This window comes from Rhizobium sp. SU303 (genome assembly GCF_021052345.1).
GTDB classification, from domain to species: domain Bacteria; phylum Pseudomonadota; class Alphaproteobacteria; order Rhizobiales; family Rhizobiaceae; genus Rhizobium; species Rhizobium laguerreae.
Map to the genome: position 1 here is coordinate 3,697,762 of NZ_CP088095.1, position 25,112 is coordinate 3,722,873.

The 25,112-nt window shown below is 60.0% G+C and carries 19 protein-coding genes and 1 pseudogene; 2 read left to right on the forward strand and 18 right to left on the reverse strand.

The annotated features are described in order from the left end of the window. Nucleotides 1–59: 59 nt before the first annotated feature. From RlegSU303_RS18400 to RlegSU303_RS18465, 15 genes are all read right to left on the reverse strand, one after another. Nucleotides 60–1,589, reverse strand: coding sequence for a SulP family inorganic anion transporter (locus tag RlegSU303_RS18400; protein ID WP_131719234.1), 1,530 nt, complete (start codon nucleotides 1,587–1,589; stop codon nucleotides 60–62). A 4-nt stretch (nucleotides 1,590–1,593) separates the two neighbouring features. After that, on the reverse strand, nucleotides 1,594–2,298 hold the full coding sequence (locus tag RlegSU303_RS18405) for a carbonic anhydrase (RefSeq protein WP_131630029.1): 705 nt from the start codon (nucleotides 2,296–2,298) through the stop codon (nucleotides 1,594–1,596). Between the two features lie 857 nt (nucleotides 2,299–3,155). Further along, on the reverse strand, nucleotides 3,156–4,226 hold the full coding sequence (locus RlegSU303_RS18410; RefSeq protein WP_131719235.1) for a lipocalin-like domain-containing protein: 1,071 nt from the start codon (nucleotides 4,224–4,226) through the stop codon (nucleotides 3,156–3,158). Beyond that, nucleotides 4,216–6,618 (reverse strand): ABC transporter permease, encoded by a 2,403-nt coding sequence (locus RlegSU303_RS18415; RefSeq protein ID WP_131719236.1) that lies wholly within the window; start codon nucleotides 6,616–6,618, stop codon nucleotides 4,216–4,218. Before RlegSU303_RS18415 ends, RlegSU303_RS18410 begins: the two co-directional genes overlap by 11 nt. Further along, nucleotides 6,615–7,274, reverse strand: a complete 660-nt coding sequence (locus tag RlegSU303_RS18420; RefSeq protein WP_131719237.1) for an ABC transporter ATP-binding protein — start codon at nucleotides 7,272–7,274, stop codon at nucleotides 6,615–6,617. Before RlegSU303_RS18420 ends, RlegSU303_RS18415 begins: the two co-directional genes overlap by 4 nt. A 469-nt stretch (nucleotides 7,275–7,743) precedes the next feature. Next, a complete protein-coding gene (locus RlegSU303_RS18425) occupies nucleotides 7,744–8,673 on the reverse strand; it encodes an XdhC family protein (protein ID WP_131719238.1) in 930 nt (309 codons plus the stop codon). A 284-nt stretch (nucleotides 8,674–8,957) separates the two neighbouring features. Further along, nucleotides 8,958–9,377 carry a DoxX family protein gene (locus tag RlegSU303_RS18430; RefSeq protein WP_131719239.1) on the reverse strand — a complete coding sequence of 140 codons (420 nt, stop codon included), beginning with the start codon at nucleotides 9,375–9,377 and terminating at the stop codon, nucleotides 8,958–8,960. Between the two features lie 89 nt (nucleotides 9,378–9,466). After that, entirely contained in the window at nucleotides 9,467–12,613 is a 3,147-nt protein-coding gene (locus tag RlegSU303_RS18435) for an efflux RND transporter permease subunit (protein WP_168279729.1), read from the reverse strand. 9 nt (nucleotides 12,614–12,622) lie between these two features. Next, nucleotides 12,623–13,873, reverse strand: a complete 1,251-nt coding sequence (locus tag RlegSU303_RS18440; RefSeq protein WP_131719241.1) for an efflux RND transporter periplasmic adaptor subunit — start codon at nucleotides 13,871–13,873, stop codon at nucleotides 12,623–12,625. A 151-nt stretch (nucleotides 13,874–14,024) separates the two neighbouring features. Further along, nucleotides 14,025–14,159, reverse strand: coding sequence for a hypothetical protein (locus RlegSU303_RS34245; RefSeq protein WP_261338009.1), 135 nt, complete (start codon nucleotides 14,157–14,159; stop codon nucleotides 14,025–14,027). A gap of 342 nt (nucleotides 14,160–14,501) precedes the next feature. Next, nucleotides 14,502–16,034: an ATP-binding protein gene (locus RlegSU303_RS18445; protein WP_131719243.1), complete on the reverse strand. Its 1,533-nt coding sequence runs from the start codon at nucleotides 16,032–16,034 to the stop codon at nucleotides 14,502–14,504. Next, nucleotides 16,031–16,759: a response regulator gene (locus RlegSU303_RS18450; protein WP_026158848.1), complete on the reverse strand. Its 729-nt coding sequence runs from the start codon at nucleotides 16,757–16,759 to the stop codon at nucleotides 16,031–16,033. Before RlegSU303_RS18450 ends, RlegSU303_RS18445 begins: the two co-directional genes overlap by 4 nt. A 145-nt stretch (nucleotides 16,760–16,904) precedes the next feature. After that, nucleotides 16,905–19,019, reverse strand: coding sequence for a xanthine dehydrogenase family protein molybdopterin-binding subunit (locus tag RlegSU303_RS18455; protein ID WP_131719244.1), 2,115 nt, complete (start codon nucleotides 19,017–19,019; stop codon nucleotides 16,905–16,907). Further along, nucleotides 19,019–20,032 carry an FAD binding domain-containing protein gene (locus RlegSU303_RS18460; RefSeq protein WP_131719245.1) on the reverse strand — a complete coding sequence of 338 codons (1,014 nt, stop codon included), beginning with the start codon at nucleotides 20,030–20,032 and terminating at the stop codon, nucleotides 19,019–19,021. Before RlegSU303_RS18460 ends, RlegSU303_RS18455 begins: the two co-directional genes overlap by 1 nt. Nucleotides 20,033–20,034: 2 nt before the next feature. Continuing rightward, nucleotides 20,035–20,655, reverse strand: coding sequence for a (2Fe-2S)-binding protein (locus RlegSU303_RS18465; RefSeq protein ID WP_131709978.1), 621 nt, complete (start codon nucleotides 20,653–20,655; stop codon nucleotides 20,035–20,037). A gap of 220 nt (nucleotides 20,656–20,875) precedes the next feature. On the opposite strand from RlegSU303_RS18465, the gene RlegSU303_RS18470 reads away from it, so the two are divergent. After that, a complete protein-coding gene (locus RlegSU303_RS18470) occupies nucleotides 20,876–22,006 on the forward strand; it encodes an IS5 family transposase (protein ID WP_131719246.1) in 1,131 nt (376 codons plus the stop codon). Between the two features lie 50 nt (nucleotides 22,007–22,056). On the opposite strand, the pseudogene RlegSU303_RS18475 reads toward RlegSU303_RS18470, so the two are convergent. The 3 genes and pseudogenes from RlegSU303_RS18475 to RlegSU303_RS18490 all read right to left on the reverse strand — a co-directional run. Next, nucleotides 22,057–22,253, reverse strand: a pseudogene (locus tag RlegSU303_RS18475) (LysR family transcriptional regulator substrate-binding protein); the annotation flags it as partial. Nucleotides 22,254–22,515: 262 nt separating this feature from the next. Next, nucleotides 22,516–23,106: a type II toxin-antitoxin system VapC family toxin gene (locus tag RlegSU303_RS18485; protein WP_131710031.1), complete on the reverse strand. Its 591-nt coding sequence runs from the start codon at nucleotides 23,104–23,106 to the stop codon at nucleotides 22,516–22,518. Then, nucleotides 23,096–23,392: a hypothetical protein gene (locus tag RlegSU303_RS18490; protein WP_027663749.1), complete on the reverse strand. Its 297-nt coding sequence runs from the start codon at nucleotides 23,390–23,392 to the stop codon at nucleotides 23,096–23,098. The genes RlegSU303_RS18485 and RlegSU303_RS18490 overlap by 11 nt, the downstream gene beginning before the upstream one ends. Before the next feature lie 442 nt (nucleotides 23,393–23,834). Between RlegSU303_RS18490 and RlegSU303_RS18495 the strand changes: the two genes are divergently transcribed. Next, on the forward strand, nucleotides 23,835–25,019 hold the full coding sequence (locus RlegSU303_RS18495) for an MFS transporter (protein ID WP_131719247.1): 1,185 nt from the start codon (nucleotides 23,835–23,837) through the stop codon (nucleotides 25,017–25,019). Nucleotides 25,020–25,112: the final 93 nt, after the last annotated feature.

A 25,112-nucleotide genomic window follows, 5' to 3' on the forward strand; every position in this document is an offset into this window, starting at 1 on the left:
TCAGCCCTCGATCGGGGCTGCGAGGCGGGAGAGCAATTGAATTGCTCTCCCGCAAACGATCAGGCGGCTTCGGCGGAGAGCCGTGCAAATAGCGGCTTCAGGCGGGGATGTCGGGCGGACCGGGGCGGGTGGATCTCGACGATTCGGCCAGATTTCGTCTCGCGCCTGAGCCAGTCGCTGATTGTCTCCGCACTGGTGTGATCCATGTAAAACAGATGTTTGCCGATGATATTGACTTTGCGGCCGTCGGGTAGCCCTTCGAACGTGCTGAGTAACGCCGGCACGTCTTTGCAGGTGACCGCCCCGCGCAAACGGACATGAATTTCGTCGTCGATCTCAGCATGCCTGATCACAAGCTTTCGGCGCAGATAGGGGAGAATTTCCAGAATCGACAGCGCAAGACCGAGCGCCACGCCGACCAGCAAATCCTGCAGGACGACCATGGCCACCGTCACTGCCCAGATTCCGACCGGTACGAGACCATGGTGCTCGAACAAGTGACGCACATGGTGGAGACTGATCAGCCTCCAGCCAGTGACGAGCAGAACGGCGGCAAGCGCCGTCAACGGCACCATTCCCAACACGCCCGGTAAAAGCGCCACCAACGCCAGTATCCAAACGCCATGTAATATTGCCGAGGTGCGCGTGCGAGCTCCAGCCTGGATATTGGCCGATGATCGAACAATGACACCCGTGATCGGCAATGCCCCGAGCAATCCACAAAGGCCGTTACCGACGCCTTGGGCGAATAGTTCCTTGTTGAAGCGGGTACGTTCTCCATCGTGCATTCGGTCGACGGCGGCCGCGGAAAGAAGCGTTTCGGCGCTTGCAATGACGGCAATCATCAACGTCATTAAAATAATGCCCGGCTGCACAAGCTGGGCGAAATTCCCGGCCGTCGGAAAGGATATGCTGTCAACTAGAGAGGCGGGCACGTCCACGCGGGCGATCGGGAGTTCAAGCGTGATTGTCAAGATTGTAGCGGCAGCAACACCGACAAGAGCTCCCGGGACCAGCGACAGTGATTTCGGGCGGAATTTCTCCCAACACACCATCGCAAGAAGAGCGATGAGGCCGACCAACAGTGCGACGGCCTCGTTGGTGACATTGGTGCCCGTTAACCGGCTGACGCTCTCGTCGATGGCGGTGACGTTCTCTATGCCGCCTGCTGCGGGCTTGGCACCCATGAGAACATGGATCTGTCCCAGGATGATCAAAATGCCGATGCCGGCCAGCATCCCATGAACCACCGCCGGAGAAATCGCTCTGAACCAGGAGCCGATTCTCAGGAAACCCGCCGCGATCTGCAGAAGTCCGACAACGAGCAGCACAGGACCGAGCATGGCAATGCCATGCTGTTCGACGAAGCCGAAGACGATCACGGCAAGACCGGCGGCAGGCCCGGAGACCTGAAGAGGTGAGCCAGCAAGAAGGCCGACGGCCAAGCCGCCGACAATACCGGAGATCAGGCCCATGGCTGCGGGCACTCCGGAGGCGATCGCAATTCCCAGGCAAAGTGGAATGGCGACAAGAAAAACGACCACGGAAGAAGCGAGGTCGCGCGACAAGGCAGAGCCGTTGTTTATCATGGCACTATTCTCCGGCTAGCGTAGCCGCGACGCGCGGCATGACATGCGGGCGATCACGCCCCGTAACAGCGACTGGCAGCGGCTCATTCTCCCTCACCTCGGTAAATGCTGCCAATGCTCCGTCATAGACCTGGACCTCACCCGTCTCGATGTCGAAGAACCAGCCGTGGAGTGTGATTTCGCTGGTCGCGAGCTTTGCCGCCACTGATGGATGGGTCTTCAGGTGGTCAATCTGTACGACAACATTTTCCATCGCTACCGCACGCACACGCTCAGCGTCGGAAAGGTCGTCGGGATAGGCTTGGCAAACAATCGAATAGGCGGCGTGGCTGTGCCGCAGCCAGGCTGCGACATTAGGCATTGGTTCCAGCATTTGTGGGTGGCACAGCCCTTTCATCGCCCCGCAATCGGAGTGACCGCAGACGACAATGTCACTGACGCCGAGCGCCAGAATGGCATATTCGATCGCGGAAGAGACCCCACCATTGAGGGTCGAGAAGGGGGGAACGATATTGCCTGCATTGCGGCAGACGAAGAGATCGCCGGGGCCGGACTGCGTTATCGTTTCCGGCATCACGCGGCTGTCGGCGCAAGATATCATCAGGGCATGGGGCTGCTGACCTTCGCGAGCGAGTTTGCGGTAAAGCGCCGAATGGGTCGGGAATACGGCGCCGCGAAAACTGGAGATACCTTTCAGGAGATCACCCATATTCGGATCCTCTTTCTGGCCGGACGTCGGAGCGGGAAAATCTCTCATCCGGCGGGTTGCAGAAGCGATCTGTTCGCACGCGCACAATAAGGGGTGGCGAGAACCCGATAAAAGAGGCTCTCCGGATTTTGCATCGCAACATTTTTTGAACGAGAAGTGATCCGGCTGATGATCTCTCCCGCACGACGCGCGACGGTTGAAATCCCGAGCTCTTAGATGATCGACGGCCTACAAGATCCACACCGTGCTCACGGGATACAGTTCATCAGGCCCGGCGCTGGAGGGTCGGCTGTGCCGCTGATCAAAGATGCGATCGCCAATGGCGAACGCTAGGCCCATGCCTTCGAATACACCTGCGCCACCAGAGAAAATCTATGAGGCGCCGAGTGGCGGCTGCGATCATACTCTTCGCACGAGCTCGCCGTCGTACAACAGCTCGCCGATACCGACACGCCGCATCGGCCTCAGCAAAGACCACTACGTGTCCCGCCCGCCATGCTACATCAAAGGCCGGCCGGCATCGGTTGCCCGTCGCTGGCCGCTGTCCCTGGCAGGTCGGGAGCCGACACGCCGGCGAACAAGAGCCTCATCGACCGCTTCAGGACCTTCGTCAACGCTTGGCCGCCCGCTGATCAACACACCACCGGACGCTTACTGAATAGGCCAGACGCCGATCGATCCTGTAGGAATTTGCTGAAGGGCTGGCGAGCTTGCATCCTTCAACGAAGGAGCTGATACCTATCGGTGAAAGGTAACAGCTAGAGCAATTCCAGGAAAAGTGCGAAGCGGTTTTCCTGGAATTGCGTAAAAACAAAAGGATAGAGCGGTTCTTCGCTTCCGTTAAAAGCTGAACCGCTCTAGTACCCGGTCATCTCAAGATATCCGACACCTGACGTAGAGCCAGTGAAGTTGATCGGCCCCTCCCAATAAGGCGTCGAGGTCGCCATCCAGGACTGGTCGTTCAACGGTTTGGTCGTGATATCGAGCGACTTACCCGGCACGCGTATACGCCACTCTACCGGCATTTGGCGTCCATCGACGGCTGCGTTCCGAGTTGGCTCCAGTTGGATGTCGTCTTTCGACAGAGGTGTCGTTCTCCCGTCCGCGGATATCCAGTTCGCGGAGATGAACCCGTCCTTGTCGTCACGAAGGCGGAAAGCCATCAGTTTTTCGCCGGAATTCAGGTGCAGTGAGAACCAGTCCCAGCCCGTCTGATTGGATGCAAGCGGCTGCGACGACCACTCCCGGTCCAGCCAAGCTTTGCCGGAGACCTTAACCGGCGATCCGGACGTCATGATCGTCCCCGCCACCTCATAGAAAGGCTGCGAGTAGTAGTAGCTCGCCTGTCCGTTCGCCGACTTTACCGAAAAGCCTTTGTCACCTTGGAAAACGAGTGGCCCATTGGCCTTGAGGTCTAAGGTATAACTGAAGTCCGGCCCGCCGGCGAAGGCTGAAAGGTTGCCAAAGGAGTCCGAGCCGCTTTGCCCGGTGTCCTCCATCCGCCAGTCGTCTATCCACGCGCGAAATGGCGTTGCCTGAACGCCCGCCTGCCCGACGCCTCCCCGGCCCAAGCGCTCCGCTACATAGTGATGGCCCTGGCTGGTGATCGCTGCATGCCCGATCCAGACTTGCGGATCTGCGAAACCTGTCTTGTTTCCCGGAGCCAGCGCAGAGCGAAACAGCGTCCACTGCGCACCATATTGTTTGCCATCATCACCGTTGAGATTGGCGGTCACATACCACCACTCAATGCGGTAATCAGGATGAGCGCCATGGTCGGCGGGGAAATAAAGACCATTGCCACGCTCCGGGATCGCGAAACCTTGCGCATCCGATCCCAATCCGGCGAAGCCCTGTGCGAACGCCTGACCGCTTACGCAGATCATAGCTGCCGCCATCAGGAGGAACGCCAACTTGCTAACGTTCATTGGCGAAAATCCTCAGCAGGTCCGCAGGATTGATCGAGGCCAGGCGCTGAACCGGCACCAGCACCGACAGCGATGCCGCTATGAAAGCGGTTGCTCCCAGCCAAAGCCAATCCATTGGAAACACCGTCATTGGCAATCTCCAACCGAAGGCCTCCACGTTGACAATCGCAACCAGGACCCACGCCAGGGCAAGACCGACCGGGACGGCCGCCACAAATGTTGTGAACCAGAGCGCAAGTGTCCGGGCAACTTCATAAAGCGCTAGATCCCGTCGCCGTACACCCATGGCCCACACTGGCGCGAGCTGAGGAAGCCGAATACCGGACAGTGTCAGAAGACTTGAGAACATGGCAAATCCTGCCACAGCAAGGGTGAGGACGTTTAACGCGCTCGTCACCTTGAATGTCTGGTCGAAGATCGCTCTCGATTGTCGCTTGAGCGAAGCCTGGTCAACGATCGCGGTATCCGACAGACCAAATTCCTCGACCAACTGGCGCTTGAGATCCTGAGCTCGCTCGGGAGCCACACGGACACCGTAGCGAAGTTTGGGGACATCGGGGTAATGATCGACCAGGTTATTGATCCCGACGATCACTTGCCCATTCGGGTTCCCATAGTCTGAGTACACACCGGCAACGGTTACACTCCAACCTCCAGGCATGACCAATGGCTGGCCGATCTTACTTGCGCCACGACGCCACATCTGTTCGTTGATGAGAGCGCCCTGACCGGCAGCGACCTTATCCCAAACGTCATTGTCGGAAGCGATCAAGGGCCAGTGCTCTCGGTAAGTTGGATCGTCCGCGACACCAAAGATCTGGATCTGTTCGCCAAGCACCTCACCATCGACGCTCCAGATGGGCAGGACTGCCGTCGAGCGTTGCGGAAGCCAAGCGCGGAGCCGTGCAGCTTCCTCCTCGTCCTTGGCCGTCACGTAAAGCTCGGCGGCCAGCCGTTGATCCAGCCAGCCGATGAACGTCAACCGGAAACTGGATACCATCGTGCCGACGCCGATGTTCGCCGACAATGCCAGTAGCAGAGCCATCAAAGCCAGCGACAGGCCGGGAAGCTGTATGCGGGTGTCTGCCCAGAACCATTCCATGAGGGCGCTCCGCGCCGTTCGCTGCGCTGCGGTCAGGATGACCGCAAGAAGTCCAGGCAGTATCAGAGCTGTTCCCAGAAGCAGGCAGCCAAGAACCGCAAAGCCCGCTACCAGCCCGGACGCAGTTATCGCAAGGGCAGCCGCCAGGATCAGCAGAAACCCGCCGGTTCCCGCCTGATAGGCAAGGAACCCGGCGGATTGTCTCGCCCACGCCCGCGGCTGGGCGGCAGCCAAAATCGGCAGCTTCCAAACCCGCCACAGGCTCTGAGCTGACGAGACAGCGGTTCCTCCGAGAGCAATTGCCAGTCCAGCCAACCACCATTCCGGCCGAATGGAAAGCGAGCCTGACACACTCGCGCCATAGAGGCCCCTGAGGGTCGCGGCGACACCCGGCATCAGGAGCCACGCAATGACGTAGCCGAGTATGACGCCGATCAGGCCGGATATCAGCGCCAGCATCGAAAGCTCGATCAGGAGCATCGTGGTCAATGCTCGGAGAGAGACGCCAAGCGATTGAAGTGTACGAAAAGTGCCTCGACGCTGTTCGAAGCTCAGGCCCGTGGCGGAATACACGATGAAGAGCCCGACGATGAATGAAAGGAACCCGAAGGCTGTCAGGTTGAGGTGAAAGCTGTCGGTGAGGCGAGCGACGTCTGGTTGTTCCGCCGGTTCGCGGATCGTCAATCTCGCCTGATCGATTGCTTCGGGGGTGATCTTTTGATCGGCTGCGACCACCAGTCGGTCGATCTTCCCGTGCTTCTCGAGCAATCGATCGGCGACCGCTATATCGACGAAGGCGGCGCCGTCGGGAACGTTGCCATTGATTTTGATGCTCATGTTCGTGGCGCCACGAAGCCGCTCGGCAGTGGCGCTCGACACGAGCAACTGTCCGCTGGCTGAAAAGAAGCCGGACAGATCTGAACCGCTGGCGATCGTCGCATTCTGGGTGTCCCTTGGCATCGTCAGAGGCTCGATGCCGACCAAACGGACCCTTATGCTTCCGAAGCGGTAGCTGCCCTCAATCACGGGCGAAACATTCAGACCCGCTCGACGCAGGCTGCCATAGACCTCAGTCGCTATGCCGTCACCGTCCTTGGCAACGATCTGCCGGAGGTTGCCTTGCTCCAGAACTGATGCTGCCCGGGTATAGCTCGCTCTCGCCTCGGCGTTGATAGCCTGAACACCGGACCAGAGCGCTGTCGCAAGCGCAATCCCCATGACCAGTGTGAGAAGCTGGAGAGGTCTCCGACGCCAGTGTGATAGCAGGGCTGCGAATGCAACGACGTTCATTCGGCAATCTTCCCACCGCGAAGGACCACCGTTCGGTCCAGACGAGCAGCGAGCCTCGTGGAGTGAGTGACGAGAAGCAGAGCCGATCCCACTGTCCGGGCGAGATTGAGCATCAGATCGAGGACGGCATCGCCCGTCTGCTCATCCAGGTTGCCGGTTGGCTCGTCCGCAAGGATGAGAGGGGGTCGAGCAGCCAAGGTTCTCCCGATTGCAACGCGCTGCTGTTGCCCTCCGGAAAGCTGCTCGGGATATCGGGCGGTGTATTCTTCCAGCCCCAGTTCCTCGATCAACTGCCTTTCCCAAGCGTGATCGTACCGGTCTGCAAGCTTGGCGTGAAATGAAATGTTGGCTGCAACGCTCAGGGATGGGATGAGGTTAAACTGTTGAAAAACCAGGCCCACCTTGGTTCTCCGGTATCGGGCCCGATCGGTTTCTGCAAATAGCGCGAGATCGCTGCCATCCATCACGACCGAGCCGCTGTCTGCACGGTCGAGCCCGCCTGCCAGATGCAGCAATGTGCTTTTGCCACTGCCGGACTCTCCGGTGAGCGCAACAGTTTCGCCCGCGGCGACTTCCAGATCGATGCCCTTCAGGATTTCGATCCGGCCCTCGGCAGTGGAATAGGATTTTCTGACGCCTGCGAGGGTGAGGATCATGTCGGTCTCTCGATCACGGAATTTGCAGAATGCAAAGACCTCGGGTGACCTAAGAACTTTCGAGAGGGATCGCAAGATCCGTGCGACAGCACAAAAACAGGAGATTCCTTGTCATTGCTTGATCACTAGCCGACAAGCGGTCAAGTTCAGCCTGAAACGTGGACATTGCGAGAACCGAGCTACCCGCTCAGCGCGGGCTGCCGCGTCGTAATGCCCTGGCGTCCAAGGGTGCCGCTGGACAATCTATGACGGCCGCTACTCCAACCACATGGTGTCGTTCGTGTCGGCCGGCTGCAATCGTGACCGGGATCATCCTCGTCCGTGCCTACAGCCAACAGCATGATGGAGATGGAACAGCAGATCTGACTATCGGCACTTTCTTCGGGGCGAGCTTCCATGCCGACAGACGGGCGAACAGGGCAAATAAGGTGTTTCGGCGAGAGCAAGGGCGAGTTCGATGTCAATGGCCTCACGACTCACGGATGCCTTGCCTCATCGCTGCAATGTCGGCGAGCACCGAAAGGGCAAGGGAGGTCGAGTCTCGCGCCGGGCCGAACAGCCCGATCGGTGCCTTGATTCGATCGATGTCGGTTCTGGCAAAACCAGATCTCGTCAGCATTTCGACACGCCTGCTGTGCGTTTTCATGCTGCCCAAGGCACCGATGTAGAATGCCGGCGAACTGAGCGCCAGTCCGAGTAGCGGCGCTTCAGCCTCGAGATCATGATGCAAAAGCACCACGGCCGTGAAGGCGTCGATCATTTTCGCGACATAGTGGGGATTGCCGTTCTCGATCCGGATCACATCGTAGCCCAGGATCGTTGCACAGCGCGCCGTGGCCCGCGCCTCGAGCGAACGACCCGAGATCAGGATGCGGGTTCGCGGAAGGAATATCGACAGAAACTCGTCTTCAAACCAACCAGATTGAACAGGCGGATCCACTGCCACGAGAGACTGATTGGACGGCACATAACGAAGGCCAACCGGCTGCCTCCGTTCCAGGCGTTCGAGGACAAGCCGGATCGCCGAAATGTCGCGCAAGACATGGAGTGCAACGGTGATGCCGCCGCCGCACGGCAGGGCTATGTCGAAGAAGGGAGAGCCTTGGCCGAACATCATAGTCCGATCCCGACCCGCGGCAATCGCAAGGAGTGCGTCGAAAGCAACCGCAGCCTCCACGCAGCCGCCGGAGACATAGCCGCAGTAGCTGCCGTCAACAGCGACCGCAACCAGCGAACCCAGAGAACGAGCTGCCCCGCCTCGAATGTCGACGAGTGTTGCGATCGCGACCTCTCCTCGGTCGAAGCACTCAAGGGCAAAGCGCAAAATCTCTGACGGATCGTCCGACATTCTCGCTTGGACGGGTGCAGGAAGCGGAGTGATGGCTACCATCTCGTTCATATCAGATCCTCTCGAGGTCCGGAGCAACGGCAGGTTTGCTTCGTCTTGAAGGGGCATCGGCAACCGTGGGGTCAGGCTGCCGATGCGGGGGAACCCGGTCCCTTGGTTGTGGGGGATGAAGGAACCGGTCCGACCGAAATCTAGCGCGAACTTGTCTGATGGATTTGTCAGTGATCGCGCACTTTGTATCAATCTGTCGCACATCCGCGGAGGGCGCGCTCGCCCGTGGAGAACCTTAGCGGACCGTCGATGACATAAATCAAGCGCCACCTCGCCCGCAAAAGTCAGTTAGACGGACCTCCCTGCTGCACGGGAGGCGCCTTCGAAGCCACCTCGTCGAGGCTCCATGGTCCCGGGCCGGCGGCGGCGATGTAGAGGAAGAGGAAGCACAACAACATTGCGGTCTCCCCTCCGTTGAGGGCGGGAAAGAAGCCTTGTGAGCCGTGTCCAATAAAATAAGCAAAGGCCATCTGGCCGGAGAGCAGGAAAGCGACCTGGCGAGAAAACAGACCAATCACCAGAAGCACACCACCGATGACTTCAAGAAAGCCGGCCGCCAGAAGCAGCGCATTCAGCGGATATTCGAACGGCGCCGGCCAACCGAACAATTTCATCATTCCATGCGTGAAGAATGACGTGGCGGCGATGATGCGCAAAACGCTGAGCAACTGCGGTGCCGCGCCGTGGAGAAATGCCATCTGCATGTTCGTGATCCTCATCTGGCGAAGCGTATTCAAGAAAGTCGAAGAGTGCGGCTTCGCGGGCGCCGCTCGCCGACGGTCGATATGCTCTCCTATTCGGCGGGAGCGCTTACTCCCGCATCCGCGTAAGGCTTGGGATGCGGTCCGCGGCTGAACAATCGCCGGGTCACGATGAAGAGCATGGGGATGAAGAATATGCCGAGAAGCGTCGCCGATATCATGCCGCCCATGACACCTATACCGATCGAGTTTTGGGAACCGGAACCCGCGCCGTCGGCGATGGCGAGCGGGAGGACGCCAAGGATGAAAGCGAAGGATGTCATCAGGATCGGCCGCAACCGCTGGCGCGCGGCCTCAAGCGTCGCCTCCACCAATCCCTTCCCGCCGGCTTCCTCGGTAATGGCAAATTCCACGATCAGGATGGCGTTCTTCGCCGCAAGACCGATCGTCGTCAAAAGCCCGACCTTGAAATAGACGTCATTGGCCTGTCCGAAAGTACTTGCCGCAACCAGTGCCCCGAAGACCCCGACGGGAATGGCAAGCATGACGGAGAATGGCACCGTCCAGCTCTCGTAGAGCGCCGCAAGCGCCAGGAAGACGACCACGACGGAAATGGCATAGAGGTAGACGGCCTGATTGCCGGAAAGCCGTTCCTGAGCCGAAAGGCTCGTCCATTGGTGCGAAAAACCCGCAGGCAGCTCTCCCACCATACGGTCGATCTCCGCCATCGCCTGACCTGAGCTTATTCCTACGGCCGCCGCGCCCTGAAGCTGTACCGCTGACACGCCATTGTATCGCTCAAGCCGCGGCGAGCCGTAATCCCACCGTCCTGTCGAGAAGACCGAAATCGGCACCATCTCCCCGCGATCGTTGCGGACATGCCAGCGGTCGAAATCGGCAGGCTGCATGCGAAAAGACGCATCCGACTGAACATAGACACGTTTGACCCGCCCGCGGTCGACGAAGTCGTTCACATAGCTGCCTCCCCAAGCCGTCGACAGCGTCGCATCGATATCGGAAAGCGTAATGCCGAGCGCGCTCGCCCGCCCGCGATCGATCGAAACGGAATATTGCGGTGTATCCTCCTGGCCGTTCGGCCTGGTCCCCGACAACCTCTCATTCGCCGCAGCTGTCCTCAGAAATTGGTTACGAGCCGCCATCAGCGCCTCATGCCCGGCGCCACCGGTGTCTCGCAGGAAGAAATCGAAGCCGCTATTGTTTCCGAAGCCCGGCAGGGCGGGTGGCGACAAGGCAATGACACGCGCATCGCGAATTGCGCCGAAGGCTGCCATCGCACGTCCGGCAATCGCCTGCGCAGAGGCTTCGGGTGCCGAGCGCTGATCGAAATCCTTCAAAGCGACGAACACTGTCGCAACATTTTGACCTTGGCCACCGAAGCTGAAGCCGGTAGCGCCGAATACGCCGTCGACGTAGCTTGCCTCGCTGGTCAGGTAGTATTCGAGCACCTGGTCCAGCACCCTCCGCGTCCGGTCAGCCGTCGCTCCCGGCGGAAGCTGGATAGAGGTCATCAGTCTGCCTTGGTCCTCCTCCGGCAGAAAAGCGGTCGGCAACCTCGCGAAAAGCAGGACGGTCGCGCCCGATAGCGCCGCAAACAGGACGAGCGCCACGCCGATCCGGCGGACGATCGAAAGCGTGGCGCGCTGGTAAAGTGCGGTAAACCTCTGGAAGCCGGCATTGAACCAGCGAAACGGCGCGGCCTTTTCGGATCCGGATCCGGGCGGTCTGAGGATCGTGGCGCAGAGCGCCGGCGTGAAAACCAGGGCCACCAGCACGGAAAGCACCATTGCCGAGACGATAGTGATCGAGAACTGCCGGTAGATGATCCCAACAGAACCAGAGAAGAAGGCCATGGGGATGAAAACCGCCGACAGCACGGTCGTGATACCGATCAGGGCGCCGCTGATTTCACCCATGGACTTCAAGGTCGCCTCGCGCGGCCCGAGCCCCTCTTCTTCCATGACCCGCTCGACATTCTCGACGACGACGATCGCGTCATCAACGAGAAGGCCGATCGCAAGAACGATGCCGAACATGGTGAGTGTGTTGATCGAGTAACCGAACACAGCCATGACAGCAAAGGTCCCCAACAGCACCACAGGTACCGCAAGCGTCGGGATGATCGTCGCGCGCAGGTTCTGCAGGAAAACGAACATGACGATGAAGACGAGGATGACAGCCTCGATCAATGTCACCACGACGCTCTCGATCGACAGGCGCACGGAAGGAGACGTGTCGAGGGGATATTTGACCTCTACGCCTGGAGGGAAGCTACCTCTGTAGCTTTCGATCTCGGCGCGCACCGCCTCTGCAGCTTCAAGCGCATTTGCGCCGGCCGCCAGGCGGAAGCCGACGCCTGCGGAGGGATGACCGCTATAGGTTCCGCTCGTGGTATAACTCTCGGAGCCAAGTTCGACCTCAGCAACGTCATTCAATGTCACGACCGAGCCATCGGAAGCGCGCGCGAGGATGATTGCCTCGAACTGCTCCTTGCTCTGGAGACGGCTTCCCGCAGTCACGGTGGCATTGAGCTGTTGGCCCCGCCGCTGCGGCAGAGCCCCGAATTGACCGGCGGACACCTGCGTGTTTTGCGCTCTGATCGCTTGCGTCACATCAGTGACCATAAGCCCATGCTGGGCGAGCCGGTCGGGGTCAAGCCAGATGCGCATGGCATAGCGGGAGGAGCCAAGCAGTTGCACCTCGCCAATGCCTGGCACGCGCCGCAACGAGTCCATGAGGGAGCTGTCGACAAAGTCGGCGATATCCGTTCCGGACAGACTGTCGTCCTCAGACAGGAAGGAGGCGATCAGGAAGAAACTGGACGTCGACTTCGATACCGTCAGCCCCGTGTCCTGGACCGCGCTCGGCAAACGTGCCTGGACGAGCTGGAGATTGTTCTGGACCTGCATCTGTGCGACATCGGGGTCGGCGGCGCTCGTAAAGGTCAATGTGATCGACGCCTCGCCGGTGGAGGACGAGTTCGAGGACACATAGTCCAGATTTTCGATGCCCGTCATGCCCTGCTCGATCACCTTAGTCACCGAGTCCTCGACGGTCTTCGCGTCGGCGCCCGGATAATTGGCGGTGATGCGAACCGATGTGGGAGCAATCTGCGGATACTGCGATATGGACAAGGTCGTGATTGCGATCGCACCTGTCATCATGACGGCGATTGCAAGCACCCATGCGAAGATCGGGCGGCTGATGAAGAAACGCGACATGGCGCCGCCTCACCGCGTTACGGCGTCAGGCAACCGCACGGAAACCTCTGCGGGTTTTCCTGCAGGTGGCCGACCCGCCTCGGCGACGGCAACGAACTCCCCCGTCTCGTTATCGACGGTCACTGCGGTGACTTGGACCTCTTCGCCGATCGCCGCCCTCTGGAGGCCCTCGACGACGACACGATCACCCTCCCCGACGCCTGCGGTCACCAACCAATTGTTGCCGATGCCGCGCTCGACGGCCAGAACACGTTCCTCGATCTTCCCGTCGGCGCTGATGAAACGCGCCGTGGCCTCTCCGCGGCTATTGCGCGAGACCGCGCGCTGCGGAATGAGCACGCCATCTTCGACATAGCCGTCTTCAACGAGTGCCCGCACATACATCCCGGGCAGGAGCGCGCCTTCCGGATTGGGGAAGACGGCGCGCAGCAGAACCATGCCGGTCGTTTGCGATACGGCGCCGTTGCGGAACTGCAACTTTCCGGGATGGCCGTATTTGCTGCCGTCCTCGAGCCGGAGTTCGACAGTCACCGTGCCTTCCTGTGGCTTGATATCCTGCGACGCGAGCGCCTTGTTGAGCGCGAGAAGGCTGGCGCTCGAGCGCACAAGGTCGACATTGATGATGTCCGTCTGGCGAATTGTCGTCATTGGAGACGCCTGGTCTTCGGTAACCAGCGCACCCTCGGTGACATTTGAAGCGTCGACACGCCCGCCGATTGGGGCGCGAACCTTGGTATATTCGAGTTCGATGCGGGCGGTTTCAAGAGCTGCCCTGGCAGCGGCGACGTCCGCCTCGGCCTGCAGCATCTGTGTTCGTGCCTCGTCGAAATCCTGGCGGCTGACGACACTGTTCGCACTCAGGCTCTCATAGCGCTGCGAGCGCGCTCGAGCGCTCGGGAGGGCACTTTCGGCTCGCTGCATAGCAGCCTCGGCATTGCGGTAGGAGGCCTCAAAAGGCATCGGGTCAAGTTCGTAAAGGATGTCGCCGGCTTTCACCAAGCCGCCCTCCTCAAAACTTTGCTTGAGAATGATGCCGGATACGCGAGGGCGGACCTCCGAAACCATCTGTGCACCGGTACGGCCCGCCAATTCTGTCGTCAGGGTCACTGCTTGGCGATGCAGGGTCTGCGCGCTGACTTCAGGTTTCGAACGAGCTGGCCGCTCCTGTGCCGCCACGTCGGCGTTGCAACTTGAAAGCAAGGCTGGGAGGCAAAAAATCATGGCAACATAGACGGTCGAAAAGCATTTGGCTCGCATCATCGAACACCTTTGCGCGGCTGTGAACGGTCTTCACGCGAGGCGGCGCCCTTTTGCGCCGCACCAGGATCGCGATCGGCGGGAAATTAAGCCGGCTCTGTCGCACGGGTGTGCCGAACGCGACCAAAACTGTAACCAAGTGTATCAACCACCATCAATTGCCGGCCAGGCTGATGGCGGCCGTCAGTGAGATGAGGGAGGCAAACAGAATAATGTCGGCCAACACTCCTCTGGCGATCGCCGAAATGCTGTGTTGTTCGACTCTGTAGCTGTTGTTCTGATCTGCCATGACCATTCCTTTCCATGTTGATCGCGCGTCGGTCGATCGGCCCGTGGTCTCCATCGGCGGCTGGAAGCGTAGGGCGGCCAACCGACGATCGTCGAAGCGACGATTGAAAGACGCGCGTCTTGTTCGCGCCTTGTGCTTGATGAGGGGAAGGTTAGTTCGGCCTTGTCGCAGAGCTTTGCCGCAGACGAGTCAAAATGTAATCAAGTGTCGCAGCATGAGCCCAGAGGCCGCGGGACCGCTACGAAAATAGCTGTCAAAGGTGCACTTTCGATCGATACGCATGAACGTGGATGGTGGCTGCCGCCTGCCGAGGATGACAATGGAGGTGCAACGGCGCCGAGATCAATGTTGCGTCCGCGGCTTTGTCGGCTTCTCGGCAAGGTTCGGGGCACGGAGCCCAATCGACCCGCGCAGGGATTTCCAGTCGCGCCCCTTGGGGACAGCAGGCGTGTCCACACGGCCATCGCGTGGCAGAGAAAGAACGGCTTGCATACCGCCGTCTCCTGTTAGGAAGGAAATGTCACCGCCATGCTGCCTTGCTGCAGCACGCGCAATCGACAGTCCAAGTCCAATCCCGCCGGTGTCGCGGTTGCGCGAAGCCTCGAGCCGGAAAAACGGCGTGAACACCTTTTCCTTCATAAGGTCGGGAATGCCTGGACCGCGGTCTTCGACGACGATGTCGATGGTCGCAGCCGTGTGCCGGATGAAGACCTGTGCCTCTCCGCCATAGCGCACGGCGTTTTCAACGAGATTTCGCACCGCGCGTCTGAGACCATCTGGCCGGCAGCGATAGGTCATTTTCACGCCTTCGACAAAACTGACAGGCTTGCCAAGATCGGACTGGTCATCACAGATGCTTCCAACCAGCGCTTCCAGATCGATGTCGCGCGTTTCCTCTTCCGTCGATTCGCCACGCGCAAAAGAAATCGCGGCCTCGGTCATGCCCTGAAGTTCATCGATCGTCGACAGCATTTTTCGCTGGATCTCCTGATCCTGCACGAATTCGGTCCTCAGTCTCAAGGTCGTCAGGGGCGTTCGCAGATCGTGACCGATCGCGGCCAGCATCTTCGTTCTGTCTTCAAGGAAACGGTGCAGCCGGCCTTGCATCTTGTTAAAGGCTTCGGCGGTGCGCCGGACCTCTTCCGGTCCTTCTTCCGAAAGCGGCGGCAGGTTTTCTCCCCGCCCCAAGGCTTCGGCCGAGGTCGCAAGATGTCGCAACGGCCTTGATATGCGGCTGGCGAAGAACACACCGAGCAGAGCCAGGATGAGTGCCGTCAGGCTGAGTGAGGCGAGCGACGTGGAGGTCCACCAGCCTCCAGTCTGTCGCATATAGAAGGCTGCGTTCAGCCAGGTCCTCTCATCGACCTTGATGACAAGGCCATAGCCCCGCGAGCCGTCGAAATAGACATATTTGATCGGCTGCGGGAGCGCCCAGAGGCTCTGCATTGGAACGCGCCACCCCTCACCGGCGTTTGACGCTGCGACTCTCTTCGCATCAGGGATCTGCGTCTTGGCTGAACCGTCTTGAAAGATCCTGACGAGGTCCACGAAGTTTTCCAGAGGTCGGGAAAACTCGGCCGCAGCCGTCAGGCGCCAGGCGGCGGGGTCTTCCGCTTCACGATCGGTCACCCAAAAGCGCGAGTCCCTCGTCTCGCTCGCCAGCAGAGCCTGCTTTTGATATTCGGGCGGTACGGTTTCCACCAGTCGGGTCAGCGTGCGCGCTCGACTGAGGAATTCGCTCTTGGCTGCAGCGTCGAGAGCTTTGGAATGCTCCTTCCAGGAGATTAGAAACGTCAGCGCCTGGGAAATGATCAAAGCCGCAAGCGTAAACGCGATAAGTTGCGTTGCCAGGCTTCTGTTCCAGAGGTGGTTCATTCGAACGCCACCTCGGCAGCCAAGCTGTAGCCGCCGCCCCAATGCGTCTTGATGATCGACGGATTTTTAGGGTTCTCTTCGATTTTCTTGCGCAGCCGGCTCACCTGATTGTCGATGCTGCGATCGAAGATGTCGGCCGTCCTGCCGACGGTCAGATCAAGCAGCTGTTCGCGGCTCAGGATCAGGCCGGGCCTTTCGATGAAGACTTTCAGCAGACGGAATTCAGCAGTGCTCAAGGGTATTCCAACGCCGTCGCTACCAGAAATTTCCTGACGTCCCATGTTGACGCGCCACTGGCCGATACGGACGGCCCGTTGCTGCTGTGTCATGCGCTGCTGTGTCAGCGGATTGCTCGCACGCCGAAGCACCGCTCTGATGCGAGCCAGGAGTTCGCGGGGGTTGAATGGTTTCACGACGTAGTCGTCAGCACCAAGTTCCAGTCCGATGATACGATCGGTATCTTCGACCAATGCGGTCAGGAAAATGATCGGGATGTCAGTCGCGGCCCGCACCTGACGGCACACGCTCAATCCGTCCTCGCCCGGCATCATGACATCGAGAATGATCAGGTCCACCACCTGGCGCTCGCGTTCGAGCAGGCGTCGAAGGGCCGCGCCGCTTTCTGCCACGCTCACCTTGTAGCCTTGCTGCTCGAGATACTGTCGAACCAGATCCCGGATATCGCTGTGATCGTCGACAACCACGACATGCGATGAATTCTGCATCTGCATAACCTCTTGAGCTATTTTTACAGAAGAGAGCGCGGTTCGCATCGAAAAAAGTGTATCAAAGTTTCACAGCGGTTCGGCCAAGAGGCGATCCGTCGACCAATACAGAATAGTCATTTGCACCGCTTGGCGGCCGATTTCTTCAAAGGACATCTTCGATGCGGATCGGCAGCTTTCTGACGCGCTTGCCCGTCGCGTGATAAATCGCATTGGCTATCGCAGGAGCAGTGCCAAGCATGACGAGCTCGCCCATGCCCTTGACGCCGACCGAATTGACCATCGTGTCCGGTTTGTCGATGAAGCCAACGTCGATGTCACCGATGTCGGCGTTAACCGCCATGAGGTATTCGGCCAAGTCAGCGTTGAGGTAGCCGGCAAAACGCGGATCGACGTCTGTCTCCTCGCGAAGCGCCGTGCTGAAACCCCAGACAACGCCGCCATACATCTGTCCACGAGCGGTCACCGGACTGACGACCCGGCCGACATCGGCAATGCTGACCACCCGCGGCATGCGGATGCGGCCCGTTCTGGGTTGGATATGAATTTCGACGAACTGAGCGATGTAACTCATTGATGTAAAGCCCGGGTATTCAGGGCCTGCACCTGCACGACCCCCGGTTCGAAAGGCTTCAAGTGCGGAGGCGTCCTGACCGGGCGCGAGCTCCGAAACCACCACTTCGATCTGGGGACGTTTCAGGCGCGCCAATTGCTCATGCAAATTGCCCGCCGGCGGGTTCGGTCCCGCAAGCTCATCAAAGCGGGCGCGCAACGCCCTGACAGCCTTCGCCGTGACAGGGATGATGCTGGCCGTGCCCCGCTCACCAACAGTCATCATCTGCGGACCGACAGTCGTATCCCCAAGCAAAATCTCCAGACGATCGGGGTTGATGTCGAGTCCTTGGATGATCGTGTTTGCGACCGCAGTCCGGATACCCTGGCCCATTTCATGTCCGGACGAAATCACCCGTGTCGTGCCGTCCGCACGTACCCGCAGTGTCGTCTCGGCAGCTGACCCCGACGCCCCGAAAATCCCGCATGCGACACCGTATCCGACCATCGTGCCGTCATCCAGTCGCATCGATCCCGGTTCAGGTGTTCGCCGGCTCCAGCCGAAGCGCCTTGCACCTTCCCGCAGGCAGTCATTCAGGAAATGCGGCGACAGCGACTGCCCAGCAATGATGTCGTTCTTTGCTTCATGCTCGAGACGAAGTTGAACTGGATCTTTGCCGAGCTTGTAGGCCATCTCGTCGATCAGGCTCTCCAGCGCAAACCCGGCAGGGAACGGATGCGTCCCGCGGGTGTGTCGCGGCATCTGGCGGTCGATATGGATATCGCCGGCCGTCGCTCGAAAATTTTCGATGGCATAAAGACGCGCGATATCCTCATGGTAACCGCTTGAGCGGAATCCGCCGTCGGGGATATTTTCTTGCACCACATCATAGAGGATGGCGTCCAGGCGGCCCTCCGCATCGGCGGCGAGACGGATATTGTGAACACTGCGCGGCCGGTAGTTGGCGATATGGAAAAGCTGCCCACGAGGCGTGACCAGCTTAACCGGCCGCCCTGTGAGCCTGGCAGCATGGGCAACCAACGCGGATTGAAGCTTGGGAGGAGACTTCTGCCCGAACCCTCCTCCGACATGTTCGGATTTGACCGCAACCTGGCCCGGAGTAAGGCCTAGCGCTTTAACGAGTGCGCCCTTCGCCGCTTCAATATTCTGGCAGCCCTCATGGACCGTCAGTCGCCCGTTAGACCATTCCGCGACCGTCCCGAACAATTCCATGGGGTTATGGTGCTGGGTTGGCGTCTCGAAAGTGCCCTCGACGATTACGCCTGCATTTTCAAACGCTTTGTCGACGTCGCCTGTATTAAAGCCTTCTGCCGGGACGCGTTGTGCGCCGGGACTGGTCATCAAGGGCAGAAATGGCGCCGCTTCGTAGTCAGCAGACACGGCTTCAGCACCCTCGATCGCGGCCTCGATCGTCTCAGCGACGACCAGTGCGATGGGCTGCCCGCGAAACGATATTTGTGGACGAAGTGAGGGAAAATCGCCGATGGACAGGACATGAACGACACCGGGGATTTTGGTCGCGGCGGTGACGTCAACTTTTGTGACCTTGCCTTTCGCGATGGTGGCAGGGACCAGCATCGCATGCAGCATACCCGGCAGCCGGATATCGGCTGCGTACTTCGTGCGGCCCTGTACCTTATCCCTGGCGTCGACGCGGGCGATTTCCGAGAAGGTTTGTGACGGCATCACGCTCTCCTTTCCGCGGCAATCATCAAGGCATCGGCAACAACCCGGGCTCCCAGATCGGACTTGAAGGCATTGTGCTGACCCGGGCGCGCATCCTTGAATGCGGCCCGGCCAGCTTCAAGAGCGAGCTCGGGCGTTAATTGCTTGCCGCGCAGCGTCTCTTCGGCACTCTGCGCTCGCCATGGGATCGTTGCGACCCCGCCAAGTGCAATGCGCGCCGTTCGGACATCGGCTCCTTCCATTTCGACCACGACTGCGGCGGATGCCACCGCGAACGCAAAACTCTCCCGGTCGCGAATCTTGTGATAAGTCGAGGAACGGCTTGGCGCTTTCGGGACGATAATGGCCGTGATCAATTCGGCTGGGGCTATATTGAATTCCAGATGTGGGGTATTGCCGGGCAGCCTGTAGAAGTCCGAAATCGGAACAGTGCGCGTTCCTGCGGGTCCATGAATTTCGACCGATGCGCCCATCGCCGTCAACGCCACTGGCCAGTCGCCCGGTGAGACCGCGATGCAAGCGTCACTCACTCCAAGGATCGCATGGCCTCGGTCCAACCCGCCGATTGCCGCGCAACCGGAACCGGGGACACGCTTGTTGCAGGGGTACACGCCGACCGTAGACAGTGACCCGGCGCCGTTGCGGAAATAGGGACAGCGGGTTCGCTGAAGCAGGTTGCCGCCAACTGTGGCCATATTGCGCAGTTGCTGCGAGGCTGCTTTCAGCAGGCTCTCAGACAGGATGGGATATCCTTCCTGCACCGCCGGCGTGTAAGCAACGTCGCTCATTAGCGCCAAGGCACCGAACCGCAGTATGTCGCCGTCGGTGTCGATCGTGTCGAGGCCCATGATGCCGGTAACGTCGATAAGATGCGCTGGCCGCTCCACGCCGAGCTTCATCAGATCATAGAGCGTTGTGCCGCCGGCGATGTAGCGCGCGTCCAGGCCAACCGCAGCAAAGGCTTCGACGGCTGCTTCGAGGCTGTCCGCCCGGGTGTAATCGATAGCTCGCATCTTCAGCCCTCCTTCGAATTGGCTGCCACATCTTCGATGGCAGCGACGATCCCGGCATACGCGCCGCAACGACAGATGTTTCCACTCATAAATTGGCGGATCGAGGCTTTGTCCGTTGCATGACCATGTCGAACGCATGCGACGGCGGACATGATCTGGCCCGGCGTGCAGTATCCGCACTGCAATGCATCGTGATCGATGAAGGCGGTCTGCATCGGATGAAGTGTATCCCCGTCGGCCAGCCCTTCGATGGTCGTCACCTGACGCCCCGCCACTTTCGCCGCAAGCGTCAGACAGGACACTACCGTTCGGCCGTCGAGGTGCACCGTGCATGCACCGCACTGGCCGTGATCGCAGCCTTTTTTTGTTCCCGAGAAGCCAAGGCGCTCGCGCAGCAGGTCAAGAAGCGATGCGCGTGAGTCAATATCGAGAGCGACGGCCCGTCCATTCACCGTCGTCGAAACGAAGAGAGTTGTGCCCGTTTCATTCGAAACGGAAGTCTCCTGGGCGGCAGCGGATTGCAGTGGAAGTATCGTTGCGACTGCCACACCGGCACCCGTGCCAAGGACGGCTCGACGAGTCACACCAACGCCTTGAGGATCTGCGGGACTTTGCTCTGCCATTTGTGCTCTCCTGCTGGACTTTCAAACCATGTCTGGGCGCGGCGGTTACTCGCCAGGAATAGCTCATCGCTGTCGCACAACTGTGCCGCGGCATGGGGAATTTGTCGCAAACTGTCGCAAATTCGCGCGGGCAGCAGATCTAGCAGGCTGCTGCAAAATCCTCGGACTTTTGGGTTGCCGCTATGATTCCCTGGGGTTGCAACAGCGGGCATTGATTTGCATGCGTGGCGGGGATGAGCGGACGGGATCGCTGTTTTCATATGTCGACCTTGAGGCACGGGTTCCGGCAGGGCATCCGCTTCGTGCGATGCTGCGGTTGGTGAACGCATCGCTTGCGGCGCTGGATGGGTCGTTCGACGGGCTCTATGCCAAGACGGGTCGGCCGTCGACCGCGCCGGAACGGCTGTTGCGGATGGTGCTGCTGCAGATGCTGTATTCGATCCGCTCCGAGCGGCAATTGATGGAACGGCTTGAGTTCGACCTATTGTTCCGCTGGTTCGTGGGTCTTGGGATCGATGATGGGGTGTGGCATCCGACAGTGTTCACGCATAATCGCGACCGGGTTCTGACGACGGAGGTGGCGCAAGGCTTCCTGTCGGCGCTGCTTACACAGCCGGCGGTGAAGACGCTTTTGAGTGCGGAGCACTTCTCGGTCGACGGGACGATGCTGAAGGCGTTTGCCTCGATGAAGAGCTTTCGCGCCAAGGATGGCGCAGGTGGCGACGACGGCGAGCCGCCGGAGGGCGGGCGCAATGGCGAGCGTGACTTCCGCAAGGAGAAGCGCTCGAACGAGACGCACGCCTCGACGACCGACCCGGATGCCCGGCTCTACCGCAAGGGCAAGGGCCAGGAGAGCCGGCTGGCCTATCTGGGGCATGCGTTGATGGAGAACCGCAATGGACTTGTGGTCGACGGTGCGATGACGCATGCGACCGGCACGGGCGAGCGGGAGGCGGCCACCAAACTGAGCGAGGGTCCCGGCGAAGGGGTGACGTTGGGTGCCGACAAGGCCTACGACGTGGAAGCCTTCGTCGAAGCGTTGAAGGCGCGCAAGATCGTGCCGCACGTGGCGATCAACGACACGGTGAGCAAGACAGGCAAGGTACGCAAGACGGCGGTGCCGCCGCAGGTAGCGCAAAGCGCCGGCTATGCGATCAGCCTGCGCTGCCGCAAGCGGATCGAGGAAGTCTTCGGCTGGGTCAAGACGACCGGCGGTCTCTCACAGCTCAAGGTGCGCGGATTGGACAAGGTGAAGGCGGTCTTCATCTTCGCCCTTGCCGCCTACAACATCATTCGTCTTCCGAAATTGATCGGATCGACGGGCGAAGTGTGTCTTATGGGAGGCAAATAGGCCAATATGATCAGGATATCGAAGGCCCGGTTCGGCAAGCCCTCGGTCTATTCCGGCGCAAAGCCGATGCCAAGCCCGGCCGAGACCAGCGACACCAGCGAATAGGTGTCGTCGCAGCTATAGGCGATGTTGCCGGTCAGATCGTATTCCTCGAACTTCTCGTTGAAGTATCGCTCGGTGGAGGAGAGGTTCTTGCGATTGAAGGCGATGATCCCTCCGGGCACAGATCGTCGATACCAATCTCCGCCAGGCTCGGCGTGCCTACCTCGGAATTGGCGAAGGCCAGCAGTCGGCAGCCTGCGCGCATGAAGGCACTGAGAACGCGGCTCGCGGCCTCCTGGTCGTCCCGGACCGTGCGGGAGGCTGCGATCGCCGTAGTGGCAGCTTTACGGCGCTCGCTGACAGGATCCCGGCTCCCAAGCGAATTGAATGTCCCTCTGGAACTGGCAAGCTTGAAGCGAGCGATGATTGATCGTCCGCTCCGGCGACCGAGGGTGAGAGTTCGGCGTTCATGATGATCGCGCCTCCACTGGGGCTCGATAGAGGATCACCCGACCGGTCGGTATGATCTGTGAGAGGAAATCAAAGTCGCGAACATTGCCAGTCAGCACGCTCGCACCCAGCTGCCGTGCCTGCAAGAAAACCATGGCGTCATTGACGAAGCGGCGCTCATGTCCCTCCCCCTTTGGCAGGTTGCTCAAGCGAAAGAGCAGACCCGCCAACACGCCGGCATGTCCCCAGACGGCTGCCTCTGGGGCGTGAAGTCGGTGTTCCGGAATGTCTTCGATCGTCGCCGCGACCGTTTCGAGCACCGCCTTTGTAGAGGCGTGCTTGGGGTCCAGTCGGCCGAAGGCATGGGTCAACTCAGACAGGCAGACCGCCGAATGGTGGCATAGGCGATACGTAATCAGCCTATCGACCTCCACCGGCGAGCGCCCTTGAAGCACATCCAGATAGACGCTGGTATCCAGGAACAGAGGTCCTCCGATTGCCGGTTCGTCAGCAACCCAAGGAAGATCTTCGTCGGGCCTGCGCTCGAGCGTCCCGACGTGCTTCTGGGGCTTTAGTGATCGGAGGGTTTCAGAGAGATCAAATCCCAACATCGATGTCCGTCGGGATGCGGCCCTTGCGACCCACCAGACGCGCGCCAAAGTCGTCTTCGAGAGCCAGCCGTGAAAGCGCCAATTCCAGCAGTTCGGTGTCGGAGGTAACATGGGCACGCTTCTTGGCTGCCTCGATCAACTCCGACGGCACTCGCCCCGACAAGCGGGTATTCTTCGCCGTGCCAAGGAGACCGACGGCCTTCGCTTGCTCGAGTACGAGCTTATTGCGGGCCAACGCGACTTTCGCTTCGCGTTCCGCAGCAGTTCGTGGTTGGGTACCCATAAGATTCCCCTGTGTTGAACAGAATATAGATTGCGTTGAACGGGAAGGCAAGGTTCAAGAGCGGTAGGCAGGCGATCCTGGCGTTCGCGGCAAACCACCATGGGAATGACGACGGGACATTGGTGGATTCTCTGGGGCTGGCGGCTCGGCGGCGCAGAGTTCAACCTTGTTGATGCAGAAAGCGATCTGTAATCTCAAGTGACGGAACTGTATCTGCCGGCGAAGGGAAGCTCGCGTTCAGAATCGCGGCGGCGTAGTTTGCAAGCTTGGTCAAACGGCACGCGCACGTCACCGCGGCTAGGCAAATCGCGCCGGTCCCCAAGATCACCTTCTCCGAAACATTCCCTCAGAAACAAGTTTCGATCTTAGGCCCTGTGAGATAGACATCACCGGTCCATGCGCGCGTGTTTTGCTTCGACGCGTCAATCCCCGGAGTTGCATCATGAAAATCGCACCGCAGCAGCGGATCTATGTCTGCTTCTTTCTCTTCGCTGTGTCGCTGGGGGCGCTGCTGTCGAGGATGCCGGATTTGCAGGTTGCGCTTGGCGTCAATAAGTCCGAGCTTGGGTTAACGCTGATAGGGGCTGCGATCGGCGCCCTGATTTCGTTGACTTTATCTTCGCCCTTGATCGCCCGGCTCGGCGCGCGGACGACGGCGTTCATTACTGTTCTCGGCACGGCTGCGCTGCTATCGCTGGTGCCGTGGATCGGTGCGGCGCCGGTCGTGTTCTGTGTGCTCTTCGTCGAAGGGCTGCTCGCCGGGGCGCTGGAGATCAATCTCAATGTTGAGATCGACCGCATCGAAGCGCAGCTGGGGCGCGGCGTGATGAACAGGGCGCATGGCTTCTGGAGCCTCGGCTTCTTCGTCACGGCGCTTGTGTCCTCAGTCGTCCGCCAAGCTGGCATTTCGATGGAACTCCATCTCGCCGTGACCTTTGTCGCGGTACTTGTCATCGGCATCTGGGCGATTTCCGGCATGCGGAGTGCGCCGGCGCGGCTCGTGTTGCATGAAGGTAAGGCACCGCTGGTAGCGCTTCCCACCTGGGGTCTGATGCCGCTCTGCGTGATCGGCATCGCGGCCTTCCTCGTCGAAGGCGCCGGGATCGACTGGTCGGCGATCTATATGCGCGATGTGTTTTCGGTCGAACCCTTCATTGGCGGACTGGGATTGACGCTCTTTACCTTCTGCATGGCGCTGGCACGCCTGTTCGTCGATCCGCTGGTCGATCGGTTTGGCGCGCGGGCCGTCGCCACGATGTTGCTTGTTCTTTCGGCCATCGGCATCTGCGCCGTGTCGGGGGCGCCGCATCCCTATGTCGCGCTGGCGGGCTTTGCCTTGATGGGCGCCGGCTGCAGCGCGGTCTATCCTCTCGCCGTTTCGGCAGCGGCCCAACGCACAGATCGCGCGGCGTATCTCAACGTCGCCGCCCTTGGCCAGATGAGCTTTGTCGTCTTTTTCCTGGCGCCGCCGCTGCTCGGTTTCATTGCCGAACATGCTGGCATCCGGACATCCTATCTCGTCTGTCTTCCGCTGATCATTTACGCGCTCTTTTCGGCCAAGGCGCTCGCTACGCGCCGGGCTGCCGGCGGCGGTAGCGCTGCGACTGCTCGGAGCGTCAACGGGTGACTTATTGTGCTGCCGGTTTTTGGCCGCGCGATTGGTTCGGTGAAAACCCAAGCGAGCACGTATTGGCGGCGTGCATGGTGCTCTCCCTAAGCA

Bases quoted from the DNA above. Each gene is read 5' to 3' on its own strand.
- RlegSU303_RS18400 (WP_131719234.1), bottom strand. From the start codon at position 1,589: ATGATAAACAACGGCTCTGCCTTGTCGCGCGACCTCGCTTCTTCCGTG.
- RlegSU303_RS18405 (WP_131630029.1), bottom strand. From the start codon at position 2,298: ATGGGTGATCTCCTGAAAGGTATCTCCAGTTTTCGCGGCGCCGTATTC.
- RlegSU303_RS18410 (WP_131719235.1), bottom strand. From the start codon at position 4,226: ATGAACGTTAGCAAGTTGGCGTTCCTCCTGATGGCGGCAGCTATGATC.
- RlegSU303_RS18415 (WP_131719236.1), bottom strand. From the start codon at position 6,618: ATGAACGTCGTTGCATTCGCAGCCCTGCTATCACACTGGCGTCGGAGA.
- RlegSU303_RS18420 (WP_131719237.1), bottom strand. From the start codon at position 7,274: ATGATCCTCACCCTCGCAGGCGTCAGAAAATCCTATTCCACTGCCGAG.
- RlegSU303_RS18425 (WP_131719238.1), bottom strand. From the start codon at position 8,673: ATGAACGAGATGGTAGCCATCACTCCGCTTCCTGCACCCGTCCAAGCG.
- RlegSU303_RS18430 (WP_131719239.1), bottom strand. From the start codon at position 9,377: ATGCAGATGGCATTTCTCCACGGCGCGGCACCGCAGTTGCTCAGCGTT.
- RlegSU303_RS18435 (WP_168279729.1), bottom strand. From the start codon at position 12,613: ATGTCGCGTTTCTTCATCAGCCGCCCGATCTTCGCATGGGTGCTTGCA.
- RlegSU303_RS18440 (WP_131719241.1), bottom strand. From the start codon at position 13,873: ATGATGCGAGCCAAATGCTTTTCGACCGTCTATGTTGCCATGATTTTT.
- RlegSU303_RS34245 (WP_261338009.1), bottom strand. From the start codon at position 14,159: ATGGCAGATCAGAACAACAGCTACAGAGTCGAACAACACAGCATTTCG.
- RlegSU303_RS18445 (WP_131719243.1), bottom strand. From the start codon at position 16,034: ATGAACCACCTCTGGAACAGAAGCCTGGCAACGCAACTTATCGCGTTT.
- RlegSU303_RS18450 (WP_026158848.1), bottom strand. From the start codon at position 16,759: ATGCAGAATTCATCGCATGTCGTGGTTGTCGACGATCACAGCGATATC.
- RlegSU303_RS18455 (WP_131719244.1), bottom strand. From the start codon at position 19,019: ATGCCGTCACAAACCTTCTCGGAAATCGCCCGCGTCGACGCCAGGGAT.
- RlegSU303_RS18460 (WP_131719245.1), bottom strand. From the start codon at position 20,032: ATGCGAGCTATCGATTACACCCGGGCGGACAGCCTCGAAGCAGCCGTC.
- RlegSU303_RS18465 (WP_131709978.1), bottom strand. From the start codon at position 20,655: ATGGCAGAGCAAAGTCCCGCAGATCCTCAAGGCGTTGGTGTGACTCGT.
- RlegSU303_RS18470 (WP_131719246.1), top strand. From the start codon at position 20,876: ATGCGTGGCGGGGATGAGCGGACGGGATCGCTGTTTTCATATGTCGAC.
- RlegSU303_RS18490 (WP_027663749.1), bottom strand. From the start codon at position 23,392: ATGGGTACCCAACCACGAACTGCTGCGGAACGCGAAGCGAAAGTCGCG.
- RlegSU303_RS18495 (WP_131719247.1), top strand. From the start codon at position 23,835: ATGAAAATCGCACCGCAGCAGCGGATCTATGTCTGCTTCTTTCTCTTC.